We start from the raw sequence: 12,930 nt of genomic DNA, 5'->3' as shown, positions 1-12,930 counted from the left end.
CTCCCGGCATAGCCGGGTGGGGGTGGTTCGCGCGGGTGCCGGCGTCGTCCGTCCTCCGTCATGCTCCGCATGACACCTCCCTCGTCAGAAGGAGGCAACAACGATGTGCTATACACATGCATGATTGGTGCATACAGCGAACAGAAAGGCGTTTCACCTATGACCACCATCGAAGACTTCACCAGCCGGTATGGCCTGGTCGAGAAAATCGACGCGTTCGGCTACCTCGACTACCTGAAGAAGAACCCCGACGCCCCGCGCAAGCACGGCAAGGTCGTGCTCGTCACGGCGGACACCCCGCTCAAGGCGTCGCGCGGCGAAGGCAAGACCACGACGACCATTGCCCTGATCGACGCGCTCAACGAGCGCGGCATCGACGCGGCCGCCGTGCTGCGCCAGCCGAGCATGGGCATCACCGCCGCCGGTTCCAAGGGCGGCGCGTCCGGCGGCGGCAAGGCCTCCCTGACCCACCCGGAGCTCATCGACTGGGGTCTGTGCGGCGAGATGGGCGCCATCGAAGCGGCCCAGAACCTGCTCGTCTCCTTCGCCGAGAAGGCCGTCGACGAGGGCAAGCTCGACACGATCCTCGTGCCGCGCGTCTCCGAAGTGCCGTCCCGCTCCCTGCGCTCCATCGCCGTCGACTACGGCAAGGGCGACGTCAAGGAGAAGGTCGTGCTCACCCCGACCTGCGAGCTCATGCAGATCGTCGTGCTGTCCCGTTCGATGGACGAGATCGGCCAGCGCGTCGCGAAGATGATCGCCGGCACGAAGGACGGCAAGGCCGTCACGTTCGGCGAGTTCGTCGACCTGTGGCGCATCACCGGCATCCTCGCCGACGCGGTCAAGCCCGCGAAGACGGAGACCGTCAACGGTTCCCCGGTCTACGTGCACGGCGGCCCGTTCGCCAACGTGTCCATCGGCATCCCGACGCTCGTCTCCGTCGAGATGGCGTGCGCGCTGCACGACGTCGTCATCGTCGAAGCCGGCTACGGCACCGATGCGGGCGCGCAGAAGTGGCTCGACATCGCCTGCCGCGAGTTCGACGCGCAGTGGCCGTCCGCCGCGATCGTCGTGACCCGCGCCTCCACGTGGCGTGACGATCCGGAGCTCGCGTGGCGCTACCCGTTCCACGTGAACCGTCTCGAAGGCCTCGACATCCCGACGTTCCCGCTCATCAACCTGTGGGACGGCGAGGACGACCAGATCCCGTCCCTCAAGGAGACTGCCGCCAAGCTCGAGTTCCGCGACCCGATCATCGGCAACCTGTACCGCGACGGCGGCGAGGCGCTCGCCCCGCAGCTCGACGCGTTCGTCGACGTGCTCACCAACGGCTCCGCGCCGGCCCGCCCGCACAGCCATAAGGGCATGTCCGTCATCGAGAACGTGAAGTGGGTCGCCGAGCACGCGTACGGCGTTCCGGCCGAGCGCGTCAAGTTCAAGGACGGCTTCCTCGCCTCCCGTGACGAGGCCGTGAAGCTGTGCGAGTCCGCCGGCTTCTCCCTCGCCGACCTCGCGCTGGTCGCGGTCAAGTCCCCGGCGACGATGACCGACAACGACCGCGCCCCGGAGGACGAGCGCACCGTGACCCTGAAGAAGGTCGAAGTGCACGCCGGCGCCGGTCTGGTCCACGTGAACCTCACCACGTCGCTCACCACCCCGATGCCGAAGATCGTGTGATTGTTCGGCTGATTCCGGCTGATTGTTCGTAGCATCGAGCAGCGATAGCGTCGCAGGATATGGGAAACCCCGCCATAATGGCGGGGTTTTCCGTATCCTGCCGTTGGCGGCTCAGAAGTTGCCGCCGTTCCAGCCCCAGTCGGAGGTGGCGGTGTAGCGGATGTACGTGCGGTCCTCGGGGATGCCGAGTTCGCTGTTGAGCGCGGCCATGATCTGCTTGGTGAGTTTCTCCCACGCGGAGCCGGGGATGGCGCCGCGGCCGAACACGTTGACCTCCACGTAGGCGGCCGGCTGGTCGTCGGAGCCGCCGAAGTAGATCGGCATGTCGTCCTCGAACGGGCACATGAGCCAGCCTTCGGACTTGCCGGGCACGGCGGTGATCGCCTTGCCGTACGCGGCCTTCAGCGCCTCGCGCTGCTCCTTCGTGGTCTTCACGGACACATGGGTATGGATGACGGGCATGATTCCTCCTTGATGGTGGATGCTTCCGCTCCAGTCTATCGCCGCGCGGCAATCGGTTCCCGAATGGGGAGATTGTTGGCTGACTGGCGGGGGAGCGGCTTGCCGGTCAGATGGATGGTGTTGAATGGCCCTTTGTGAGAAAACTGATCGCACAGCTTATGAAATTCGGCATCGTCGGCGTGATCGCCTTCATCATCGACTGGGGCATTCTCAACATCCTGGTCGGCGTGTTCCACATGCACAACGTGATCGCCGCCACCATCTCGTTCATCATCTCGCTGATCTTCAACTATCTGGCGAGCATGAAGTTCGTGTTCAAGCATCGTGACGACATGGCCCGCTGGATGGAGATCGTCATCTTCGTCGTGGGCGCGGTGATTGGCCTGTTCATGAACGACGCGATCATCTGGATTTCCACCTACGGCATGAACCATGACGCCTACGTCACGCAGCACGCGGAATACCTGCTGCGCACGAACGTCGGCAAGCTGATCGCCACCGCCGTCGTGATGGTGTGGAACTTCCTCATCCGCAAGTGGCTGCTCGACGACACGCACACGAACGCGATGAACCGTCTCAAGTCCGCCGAGAACCGTCTCAGCGCCGAGGAGCTTCAGGCGAAGTGGGAGAACAGCTTCTCCCACAAGCTCGGCGTCTGGTCCCTGGAGCACACCCCGAAGGGCTGGCCGAAGTAAGGCTGGCCGCGGGCGAGGTGCCCGCCGGGTGGGTGTCCGTCGACCACCCCCAGTCGGCTTCGCCGACAGCCCCCGCCAGCGGGGGCAATAATACCGTCCCGCCTCCGGCGGGTCCGTGTCTGCCTCCCGCTGGCGGGAGGTGGCGCGTAGCGCCGGAGGGTGGTCGTTAGGTGCGAAAAAGCATGGCCTCACGCCGGCACTTACCTCACGCCGGCACTTACCTCACACGCTCACTTCGGTCAGGGTCGGCTGTTCCGTGGAGGTCTTGATCTGCTTCAACCCCACGAGCGCGATCGCGAGGGAGCCGATCGCCAGGGCGGTGACGACCATGAAGCCGCCGTGCGAGCCCATGCGGTCGATGAACTGGCCGGCGATCGCCGATCCGGCGGAGGAGCCGATCGAGTTCATCGCGCCCATCCACGCCATGCCCTCGGTGAGCCGCGACGGCGGCACGAGGTGCAGCATCAGCTGGTTGCCGTTGATCCACGTGGGCGCCTGGCATACGCCGATCAGCAGGTAGATGATCATGATGACCCACAGGTGCTTTGCGAACATGAACGATCCGATGCCGAGGTTCACCACCGCGAGGCAGAAGTAGAACCGCTTCCACAGCGGGATCGTCCAGTTCTTCGCGCCGTACACGAGCGCGCCGCACAGCGAACTGATCGAGAAGCAGGCGAACACGAATCCGGTGTACTGCTTCATGTCCGACTCGGTCGCGAACGCGATGATCGAGATGCCGGCGGCCGACTGGAACGCGCCCAGACCGAACCACGTCACGCACACGGCGATGAGTCCCGGCCCCCAGATCGACGCCTTCCGTCCCTGCTTCGCCTCCTCGATCGCACGCAACGTTTCACGTGAAACAACCGTCTCGTCGGTCACGCCCTCGCGGCGCAGCCGGCGTCGCATCTCCTCGGCGGCGGTCTCGGCGCGCAGCGCCTCCGCCTTCGCCGCCTCGCGCGCGCGGTACTCCTTGCGCGAGATGCCTTCCGCCCTCGCGAGATCCGATTGCGACGGCGGTTCGGTCGTGAGTTCCGTGAGGAACATCAATGCGCCGACGATCACGCACACGCCGGTGAACGAGAACGCGAGCAGACCCGAGATCACCGCCAACGTCGAGGCGAGCGGGTTGCCGACCACCCACATGCACTCGTCGAGCACGCCGCACAGCGACAATGCGCGGTCGGTGCGCTCGCGGTCGCCTTTGAGTAGTCGCGTCCAGCGCGCGCGGCTCATCGCGCCCCACGGCGGGATCGCGGCGAGGAACGGCGTCAGACAGTACAGCACCCATTCCGGCGCGCGGTTCGTGATCGACGTGGTCAGCGCGATCGCCGCGACGATCCACACGATGATCGTCGGAATCGACACCTGCCGCTGGCCGAACTTGTCGGTGAGCTTGCCGAGCAGCGGCGTCGCGACGGCCAATGCGATCGCCTGAAGCGCGGTCAGCATGCCGGCGAGCGAATAGTTGCCGTAGTAGTGCTGCACGGAAATCGTGATCGTCATGCCGATCATCGGGAACGGCATGCACGCGACGACGCCGCCGATCGAATACCGTGCCGTATGCGGGATGCGCAGCAGCTCCGCATACCCGCCGAACACCTTGCCGGCGACATCCTTGATTCCGGTGATCACTGTATTGGACATACCGCACCCGCTCCTTTCCGCTACCGATTGGATGTCCCCCGACGGCCGTGGCGTTGGCCGGCGAAGCCCTCATCGAATGATGTGTGCTTGTCCTGTTGGTCGCGCAAAGGAGTGCGTCCATGGGCTCCCGCCGCATGCACGCACGTTTGCGTCGCGGCCACTCTACGCGCGCGTGCGCCGCGACACGCGGCCGCATCGCGGTAGATTGGAATACAAAATTGCGAACCGTATCGCGAACCGTTCACCGATTCCCGAAGGAGGCCGGCGATGACCGCCACCACCATCCATTTCGTCCGTCACGGCAAGGTGCACAACCCCGATCATCTGCTCTACGAGCGCCTTCCCGACTTCCACCTGTCCGACGTGGGCCGCCGCATGGCCGAGGCGACCGGCGCGTACATCGCCGCCAGCCCGCAGATGAACACCGTCTCCGCCGTCTACTCGTCGCCGCTCGACCGCACGCGCGAGACTGCCGGCGCGATCCTCGACGCGCTGAACCCGGTGCGCGAGGCGCGCGGGCAGGAGCCGCTCACGCTCACGACCGACGAACGCGTCATCGAAGCCGGCAACGAGTTCCGGGGCAAGCGCATCGGCCACGGCGAAGGCGCGCTGTGGAGGAACGGCAACTGGAGGCTCGTCGCGAACCTGTGGAAGCCCAGTTGGGGCGAGTCGTACGCGCACATCGCCGCGCGCGTCGGAGACTTCGCGCGCGAGAAAATCCGCCGGCACCCCGGCGAGCAGATCATCGTCGTCAGCCACGAATCGCCGATCTGGTCGTTCCGTCATCTGCTCGAAACCGGTCACGCCGAACACTGGATGTTCCTGCGCCACACCGCGCTCGCCTCGATCACGTCCATCACGTTCGACTGCGAGACCGGCCGTGTGATGTCCATCACGTATGTCGACCCCGCCGCCGGAATCCAATAGACGCACACTAGAATCGACATGTGGATGGGGGCCTGCTCCCGCCGGCGGGAGCTGTCGAGCGCCGGCGGGACCGAGGGTGGTCGCCCGCGGGTCTCCCGCACGAAACGCAAAGGAGCAAGATGACCGAACTGAACACCGCAGACATCGCGCGCGTGGCCGCCATGCCCGCCGTGCGCGAGGCGGCGCGCGAGGCGGCGCGCCTGATCGCGCTATGGCCGCTCACCGACGCGATGCGCATGGACAACGACGCGAAATACGGCGAGAACCTGCAGGTGCGCGTGACGCGCGCCTTCGCCCGCATCCTCACCGGCGAGGACGTGACCGTGCCCGACGCCGAATACGTGTACGAGGGTGCGGACGCGATTCCCGGGCGCCCGCAGGCGATCGTCGACGCGCTGCTCGCCGCCAACGACGCCTACGACGCGCTCGCCGACTTCTCCGACACGGGCGACGTGACGCTCGTCGACGATGCCGCCGCCGACCTCGGCGTCACATGGGACGACGTCTCGCCCGCGCTCGTGCACGCGACGCTGGATGCCGTCGAAGCCGCCGTGAACGACGGCACGTTCGACGCGGGGGAGTACGCGGTCGCCGGCGATGACGGCGAGACCGGCGGCGCGGCCGAAGCCGCGGACGCCGCCGCCGTGCCGGTCGACGACGACGCGTTCGAGCCGTCTCCCGCGCTCGTCGACGCGATGGCGCACCGGTTCGCGGCCGCGCTCACCGTGTGCGACGCGCTGCTCGTCGCTACGGACGATGATTCCGGCGATGCGGCCCCCGCTCCGGTCACCGCCGCCACGCCCGTCAACGCCGCCGCCGTACGCGCCGTGTTGCCGCTGCTGCTCGTCGTCAACGAGCTGCGCGAACAGATCTCCGTGCCGCGCATCTTCCTGACCGACGTGCAGATCCGCGACCTGCTCGCCGCCCGCACCGCCGCGCTCGCCGACGCCGCGACGCTCGTCGTGGGGGAAGCCGCCCTGCTCGACGCGACCGCCGCGTTCGTCGCGCCGCTCGCCGCCGCGGAATGGAGGAAGCACCGCGAGGACGTGCTGTGGGACCCGGCCGCCGCCAAGAAGAAGGCGAAGGAGGAGGACGAGAAGCGCAACAAGGCCGCGCTCGCCGCCAAGTTCGCGCACGTCAAGAACGACAACACGGAGACCGTCGAACTGTAGATTCCGGTGCTCCGGGGCGGACCGGGGCGTACGTGATCTCCTCGCCCGCGTCGGGAACGGCCCGCACCGTTAATGTAAAGAAGGTTTGCATTAATGGTGCGGGTCGATTACGATGAAGGAAGCATGGCGGATGCCATGACCGGCGACGGAGCCGGTCTGCCGCGTGACATGCGGAAAGGAAGCAAGGAAGCACCATGGCGGAAATCATCATCGTCAAAACCGAAGCGGAGGCCGGCGCGATCTACGGCCGCTGCGTGGCGGACCTCATCAAGGCCAAGCCCGACGCGGTCCTCGGCCTCGCCACCGGATCGAGCCCGCTCGCCGCCTACCAGGCGCTCGCCGGCATCGTGAAGGAGGAGCATATCGACGTCTCCCAGGTGCGCGGCTTCGCGCTCGACGAATACCTCGGCCTGCCGCTCGACCACCCGGAGTCCTACCATTCCACCATCTACCGCACCGTCGTGGAGCCACTCGGCCTCGACCCGGCCAAGGTCCACGTGCCCGGCGACGTGCTGAACGGCGCCCCATTGGAGGACGGCGACAAGATCGCCGCCGCCGGTCCCGCCTATGACGCGGCGATCGAGGCGGCGGGCGGCATCGACGTGCAGATCCTCGGCATCGGCACCGACGGCCACGTCGGCTTCAACGAGCCCGGCTCGTCGCTCGCCTCCGGCACGCGCGTCAAGACCCTCGCCGAACAGACCCGCATCGACAACGCGCGGTTCTTCGACGACGACATCGATCAGGTGCCGACCCACTGCATCACGCAGGGTATCGGCACGATCCTCAAGGCGCGGCATCTCGTGCTGCTCGCGTTCGGCGCAGGCAAGGCCGAGGCCATCGAGGAGACCGTCGAGGGCGGCGTTTCCGCGTTCTGCCCGGCCTCCGCCCTTCAGCTGCACCCGCACGCCACGATCATCATCGACGAGGAGGCCGCCAGCCGCCTGCGCCACAAGGACTACTACCGGTACGCCTACGCCCACAAGCCCGCCTGGCAGGGCATCTGACGCATCCCTCGCTCCCGCTGGCGGGAGCTGTCTCGCGTGGCGAGACCGAGGGTGGTCGGAAGAGCCGCGACGCGGCATCACATTGGAAGGAACGAATATGACTGACAGAAGCGAGACGGTCGCGCGGGTGACGGCGGCGCTGCACGGCGCGCCGCACCCGGTCGCGATCCGCGGCGCGCGCAAGGTGGACGCCGCGGGCGTGCGTGACGGTTGGTGGACGGTGTCGGACGCGCGCGGCGTGATCGTCGCGTCCGGCGTCGCGCGCGGCGGCGACGGCGAGGAGGCGTTCGAGCATGCGTGCCGCACAGTCGGTCTCGATCCGGCGTCGCGCGAGACGGTGATCGACGCGGACGGGATGATCCTCACGCCCGGATACGTCGACATTCACGCGCATGGCGCGTGGGAGCGTTCGTTCGACGACGGCGCGGACGGCATCGACGTGGCGCGCACCGGGCACGCGGTGCACGGCACGACGCGGCAGGTGCTGTCGTTGATCACGAATCCGGTGGACGTGATGTGCCGCAACATCCGCACGGTGCGCGACGTGATGGCGTCCGGTCGTCCGGATGTGCTCGGATGCCACTTGGAGGGGCCGTTCCTCGCGTTGAAGCGCAAGGGCGCGCACGATCCGAACTGTCTGAAGGATCCGGTGGACGAGATCGTCGACGAGATGCTGGAGGCATCCGGGTATGTGGCCGGCGCGCACGGCGGTGCTGGTGCTGGCGGTGGCGCCGGGGCGTCGGGGCGGCCGGTCGGACGGCATACGGCGGCGGGCGTCGGCGGCGCGGGGCGGCTCGGCTGCATCCGTCAGGTCACGATCGCGCCGGAGCTGGAGCACGGCGTTTCGGCGATCCGACGGTTCGCGGCGGCGGGCGTCGTGCCCGCGGTCGGGCATTGCGACGCCGACTATACGGCCGCGAAGGCCGGGTTCGACGCGGGCGCGGGCATCATGACGCACATGTTCAACGCGATGAACGGCCTGCATCACCGCGAGCCGGGGCCGATCCCCGCGGCCGTGGAGGATCCGCGCGTCACGATCGAACTCATCAACGACGGGTTCCACGTGGACGATCCGATGGTGCGGTTGGGATTCGGATTCGCGCCGCACCGGATCGCGTTCGTGACCGACGCGATGGCCGCCACCGGGTGCCCGGACGGCGCGTACAAGCTCGGCGAACTCGACGTGAACGTGGTCGACGGGCACGCGCGGCTCGTCTCCAACGGTGCGATCGCCGGGTCGACGCTCGTCTTGGAGGTGGCGGTGCAACGCGCCGTGCTCGCCTTGGGATTCGAGCCGGCCGCGGCCGTGGAGGCGGCGACGCTCACCCCGGCGCGCGCGTTCGGATTCGACCGGCCGAATCCGGTGACCGGTGCGCCGATCGGACTGGTCGCCCCCGGCTACGCCGCCGACCTCAACCTGCTCGACCCGGCCACATGGGCCGTGCGGCACGTGTGGTGCGCCGGCCGCGCACTGCGCTGACCGGCGGGGCCGGCGGCCAGAGGCTGATACGGTTCGGCTCCTATAAGTAACGGTTCGCTCCTTGGTATGCCACGTGTTTCCGCGGCAGACCAAGGAGCGAACCGTTATCGTACGGGAGTGAGCCGTGACCGGCCCGGAATCATCGGGCGGTCACTGCCCCTGCCAGGGCTTCTGGCCCTGACCGTATGGATCGGACGGCTGGACGTTCGGCTGCGCTTGGCCGCCGGTGTGCGGGAGATTGCCCAGCACGGTCGCGTCCATGTCGACGTTGTCGTCGGTGTCGTCGTTGCCGGTCTGGGGCGCCGAGGCTGGTTCGGTCGTGGCCGGAACCGCGAACGGGTCGGCGGGCGCGGGCACGGCGAACGGGTCGTCCTGCGCGGCCGGGGTGACCGGAGTCTCGCCGGGAGCCGGCACGTCGGGCGCGGCCGGTGCCGTGCCGTCGGCGGCCGGTGCGGGCGGGACCGGCGCGTCGCCCGCCGCGTAGCCGGGCGTCGACGTGCTGTACACCGGAACGGCGTTCGGGTCGGGCGTGTAGGGATTGCCCGGAGCGGCGCCGTACGGGGCGGCGGGAGCCGGAGCACCGTACGGCGCGCCCGCGACGGGGGCGGCGGGCGCGCCGGCCTTGTCGAAACGGGCGCCCTCCGGCTTGCTCGGCTGGGCCATGAACACGATGTAGGTGATGCCTCCGACCAGATCCAGCACGCCGCCGATGAGGAGCAGGATGCCGCCGCCGGCCGCGGCCGTACCGTACCCGTGGCCGCCGCCGAGCAGGCTGCCGACGCCGCCGACGACGAACGAGGCGCCGCCGACGACTTCGAGAATGCCGCCCACCGCGATGGCGCCATAGAGAATCGCGATCCACCAGCCCGGCTTGTTCGTGTCATGCAGACGACGGACCGACAGCGACAATGTCGGAATGATGACGGCGAGCTGATACAGGGTGACGAGGAAGTCGAGATTCACGCCGGTCGCGCGGTAGACGACCGCGGTGAAGAATCCGAGAATGAAGCCGACGATCGCATTGCACAGGACCACCCACCAGAACTCGCTGCGCGAGGCGCGGCCGGAGAACACGATGTACTTCTTCCAGAAACGGATGAACGCCGTGCCGATCGGGCAGCCATAGTACGGCTCGTCGATCGACGGTTCGCCGGTTGCGTACGCGTACGGGTTGGGGGCCGGTGCAGGTGCGGGCGCGCCGGGCACGGGGGTACCGGGGAACGGCACGCCTTGGACACCGGGCTCGGGAGCGCCGGGTGCGGGTGCCGCGGGTGCGGGGGCGCCGAACGGCGTCGGTTCCGGCGTGGCCGGCGTCGCTGCGGACGGCAGCGGAGCCGTGTCGGTGTGCGATGCGTCGGCGTCGACATTCGCGTTTGCGACCGGCGGTACCGGGTGGGCGCTGCCCAGCACGGTCGCGTCGGCATCGTAGTCGTCGTCGGTCGTCGGCTGGTCGGCTGCGGGCGTAGCCGTCGAGGTGACGGGCGTCTTGGGGGCGACCGGTGCCTCGGGAGCGACGGGCGTTTCGGGAACAGCCGGGGCGGCGGGAATATCCGGTGTCGCGGGCGTCACGGGCGTCATGGACTGCGGCGACTGAGGATAGGTGGGGATGGCGGGCTGACCGTACTGCGGCTGCATGGGCTGTGCGGGTTGGCTGTACTGCGCGTATCCGGGCTGCGCGTACTGTCCGTACTGCGGCTGCACGGGCTGGGTCGGCTGCGCGGGGGTGCCGTACGCCGGCTGGCCGTAGGCGGGCTGCGCATACCCGTAGGCGGGCTGCTGCGTGGGCTGCCCGTAGGCCGGCTGCTGCCCGTACTGCGGCGGCATCGGCTGGGCGTAGGCGTTGGGATTATTCGGATTGGCGTTGGTCTGGGTGCCGGAATCCCCCGGAGTCCCTGCCCCGCCGGGTTGCTGCGGCTGCGCCGGATTCGGCGGCAGCGGCGTGTGGTTCGGATCGCTCATGCTTCCCCTTTCGAGTCATGATCGCCATGATCTCCCGATATGGTTCCGCTTCCCATTGTACGGAGCCCGTCATGGTTCCCGCCGATTCCGCCCAGCATCGTCGCTCCCGCCCCCGCCCGCGCGCGTCCGGCACGCGCGGCACAATAGGGGACTATGACTGAAGCCGAACACGCGAACGAATCCGCGAAAAACCACAAGCCCGAACTGCCGAAGGACGTGCGCGTCCGATTCTGCCCGTCCCCGACCGGCACCCCGCACGTCGGCATGATCCGCACCGCCCTGTTCAACTGGGCTGAGGCGCGCGCCACCGGCGGCAAGCTCGTCTTCCGCATCGAAGACACCGACGCCCAGCGCGACAGCGAGGAAAGCTACAACCAGATCCTCGAATCCCTGCGTTGGCTGGGCATCGACTGGGACGAGGGCATCGACGTGGGCGGCCCCCACGGCCCGTACCGCCAGTCCGAGCGCACCGACATCTACAAGGACGTCGCCGCCAAGCTGCTGGCCGCTGGCTACGCCTACGAATCCTTCTCCACTCCGGAGGAGATCGAAGCCCGCAACGTGGCTGCCGGCCGCCCGAAGGCCTTCGGCTATGACGGCTACGACCGTGACCTGACCGAGGAGCAGAAGGCCGCCTTCCGCGCCGAAGGCCGCAAGCCCGCGCTGCGCATTCGCATGCCCGACGAGGACATCGCCTTCGACGACCTCATCCGCGGCACCATCGAGTTCAAGGCCGGCTCCGTGCCGGACTACGTGATCGTCCGCCCGAACGGCGACCCGCTGTACACGCTCACCAACCCGGTCGACGACGCGATGATGGACATCAACGTCGTGCTGCGCGGCGAGGATCTGCTGAGCTCCACCCCGCGCCAGATCGTACTCTACCGCTACCTGATCGAGCTGGGTATCGCCAAGCAGACCCCGCTGTTCGGCCACATGCCGTACGTGATGGGCCAGGGCAACAAGAAGCTCTCCAAGCGCGATCCGGAATCCAACCTGTTCAACCACCGCGACGCCGGCTTCATCCGCGAGGGCCTGCTCAACTACCTCGCGCTGCTCGGCTGGTCCATCGCCCCCGACCGCGACGTGTTCTCGATGGACGAGATGATCGCCAAGTTCGACGTGCGCGACGTGAAGGCCAACCCGGCCCGCTTCGACCTCGACAAGGCCATCTCCATCAACGCCGAGCACGTGCGCATGCTCGACCCCGCCGACTTCCTGCGCCGCTCCGTGCCGTACCTCAAGCGCGACGGCGTGGTCTCCGCGGATTCGTGGGACGCGCTGACCGAGCGCGAGCAGGAGATCCTGACCGCCGCCGCGCCGCTCGTCCAGACGCGCGTGCGCCTGCTCGGCGAGGTCGCCGGCATGGTCGGCTCCCTGCTGTCCACCGCCGAGTACATCGAGCCGGACGACGGTGCCAAGAAGCAGCTCAAGGATTCCGCACCGGCCGTGCTCGACCTGGCGATCGCCGCGCTGGAAGGCGTCTCCGAGGGCGATTGGAAGACCGACAACCTGCACGAGACCCTGAACAAGGCGCTCGTGGAGGAAGGCGGCTACAAGCCGCGCCTCGCCTTCGGCCCGGTGCGCGTCGCCATGTCCGGCCGCCGCGTCTCCCCGCCGCTCTTCGAGTCCATGGAGATCGTCGGCCGCGAGGTTTCGCTCGCGCGCCTCAAGGGCCTGCGCACGCACCTGTGAGGTGTTCGGTGACGCGTTCCATGCGGCCTCGTAGGTGCCCGTAGGTTCGGTGCCGGTATAAGGCCGTGAGCCACGGCTCGTGAGAATCGGAATCGCCCCGCTCTTTGTCGGAGAGTGGGGCGATTCGTCGTTCGCTGGGAAAGTGGCCGGAAGCCGCCGGGTCAGATGGCAGAAAGCGGTTACAGCAGAGTTGTCAATCAGGGAAT

At 68.0% G+C, this 12,930-nt stretch carries 10 protein-coding genes; 7 read left to right on the top strand and 3 right to left on the bottom strand.

The annotated features are described in order from the left end of the window. Nucleotides 1-159: 159 nt before the first annotated feature. On the top strand, nt 160-1,677 hold the full coding sequence (locus BSTEL_RS04085; protein WP_034527394.1) for a formate--tetrahydrofolate ligase: 1,518 nt from the start codon (nt 160-162) through the stop codon (nt 1,675-1,677). 111 nt (nt 1,678-1,788) lie between these two features. Here BSTEL_RS04085 and BSTEL_RS04080 read toward each other — a convergent pair whose 3' ends face one another. Next, nucleotides 1,789-2,139, bottom strand: a complete 351-nt coding sequence (locus tag BSTEL_RS04080) for a phenylpyruvate tautomerase MIF-related protein (RefSeq protein ID WP_034527392.1) — start codon at nt 2,137-2,139, stop codon at nt 1,789-1,791. A 158-nt stretch (nt 2,140-2,297) separates the two neighbouring features. Here BSTEL_RS04080 and BSTEL_RS04075 point away from each other — a divergent pair, with 158 nt between their 5' ends. Beyond that, entirely contained in the window at nt 2,298-2,834 is a 537-nt protein-coding gene (locus BSTEL_RS04075) for a GtrA family protein (RefSeq protein WP_034527389.1), read from the top strand. Nucleotides 2,835-3,056: 222 nt separating this feature from the next. Here the strand turns inward: BSTEL_RS04075 and BSTEL_RS04070 are convergent, their stop codons facing one another. Further along, nucleotides 3,057-4,484: an MFS transporter gene (locus BSTEL_RS04070; protein WP_034527387.1), complete on the bottom strand. Its 1,428-nt coding sequence runs from the start codon at nt 4,482-4,484 to the stop codon at nt 3,057-3,059. A gap of 267 nt (nt 4,485-4,751) precedes the next feature. Between BSTEL_RS04070 and BSTEL_RS04065 the strand changes: the two genes are divergently transcribed. The 4 genes from BSTEL_RS04065 to BSTEL_RS04050 all read left to right on the top strand — a co-directional run bounded on the left by BSTEL_RS04065 (nt 4,752) and on the right by BSTEL_RS04050 (nt 9,070). Then, on the top strand, nt 4,752-5,411 hold the full coding sequence (locus BSTEL_RS04065) for a histidine phosphatase family protein (RefSeq protein ID WP_034527385.1): 660 nt from the start codon (nt 4,752-4,754) through the stop codon (nt 5,409-5,411). A 119-nt stretch (nt 5,412-5,530) separates the two neighbouring features. Next, on the top strand, nt 5,531-6,583 hold the full coding sequence (locus BSTEL_RS04060) for a hypothetical protein (protein WP_034527383.1): 1,053 nt from the start codon (nt 5,531-5,533) through the stop codon (nt 6,581-6,583). Nucleotides 6,584-6,777: 194 nt separating this feature from the next. Then, nucleotides 6,778-7,590 (top strand): glucosamine-6-phosphate deaminase, encoded by an 813-nt coding sequence (gene nagB / locus BSTEL_RS04055; RefSeq protein ID WP_034527381.1) that lies wholly within the window; start codon nt 6,778-6,780, stop codon nt 7,588-7,590. A 97-nt stretch (nt 7,591-7,687) separates the two neighbouring features. Then, a complete protein-coding gene (locus tag BSTEL_RS04050) occupies nt 7,688-9,070 on the top strand; it encodes an N-acetylglucosamine-6-phosphate deacetylase (protein WP_034527379.1) in 1,383 nt (460 codons plus the stop codon). Between the two features lie 150 nt (nt 9,071-9,220). Here the strand turns inward: BSTEL_RS04050 and BSTEL_RS11370 are convergent, their stop codons facing one another. Continuing rightward, complete coding sequence (locus tag BSTEL_RS11370) at nt 9,221-11,029, bottom strand: DUF805 domain-containing protein (protein WP_051922837.1); 1,809 nt, start codon at nt 11,027-11,029, stop codon at nt 9,221-9,223. A gap of 153 nt (nt 11,030-11,182) precedes the next feature. Here BSTEL_RS11370 and gltX point away from each other — a divergent pair, with 153 nt between their 5' ends. After that, a complete protein-coding gene (gltX, locus tag BSTEL_RS04040; protein ID WP_034527377.1) occupies nt 11,183-12,724 on the top strand; it encodes a glutamate--tRNA ligase in 1,542 nt (513 codons plus the stop codon). Nucleotides 12,725-12,930 lie beyond the last annotated feature (206 nt).

Source organism: Bifidobacterium stellenboschense (genome assembly GCF_000741785.1).
In the GTDB taxonomy this organism is placed as follows: domain Bacteria; phylum Actinomycetota; class Actinomycetes; order Actinomycetales; family Bifidobacteriaceae; genus Bifidobacterium; species Bifidobacterium stellenboschense.
This window is presented reverse-complemented; position numbering and strand designations above follow the sequence as displayed.

Coding starts and splice junctions, on each gene's coding strand:
- BSTEL_RS04085 (WP_034527394.1), top strand. CDS start 160: ATGACCACCATCGAAGACTTCACCAGCCGGTATGGCCTGGTCGAGAAA.
- BSTEL_RS04080 (WP_034527392.1), bottom strand. CDS start 2,139: ATGCCCGTCATCCATACCCATGTGTCCGTGAAGACCACGAAGGAGCAG.
- BSTEL_RS04075 (WP_034527389.1), top strand. CDS start 2,298: ATGAAATTCGGCATCGTCGGCGTGATCGCCTTCATCATCGACTGGGGC.
- BSTEL_RS04070 (WP_034527387.1), bottom strand. CDS start 4,484: ATGTCCAATACAGTGATCACCGGAATCAAGGATGTCGCCGGCAAGGTG.
- BSTEL_RS04065 (WP_034527385.1), top strand. CDS start 4,752: ATGACCGCCACCACCATCCATTTCGTCCGTCACGGCAAGGTGCACAAC.
- BSTEL_RS04060 (WP_034527383.1), top strand. CDS start 5,531: ATGACCGAACTGAACACCGCAGACATCGCGCGCGTGGCCGCCATGCCC.
- nagB (WP_034527381.1), top strand. CDS start 6,778: ATGGCGGAAATCATCATCGTCAAAACCGAAGCGGAGGCCGGCGCGATC.
- BSTEL_RS04050 (WP_034527379.1), top strand. CDS start 7,688: ATGACTGACAGAAGCGAGACGGTCGCGCGGGTGACGGCGGCGCTGCAC.
- BSTEL_RS11370 (WP_051922837.1), bottom strand. CDS start 11,029: ATGAGCGATCCGAACCACACGCCGCTGCCGCCGAATCCGGCGCAGCCG.
- gltX (WP_034527377.1), top strand. CDS start 11,183: ATGACTGAAGCCGAACACGCGAACGAATCCGCGAAAAACCACAAGCCC.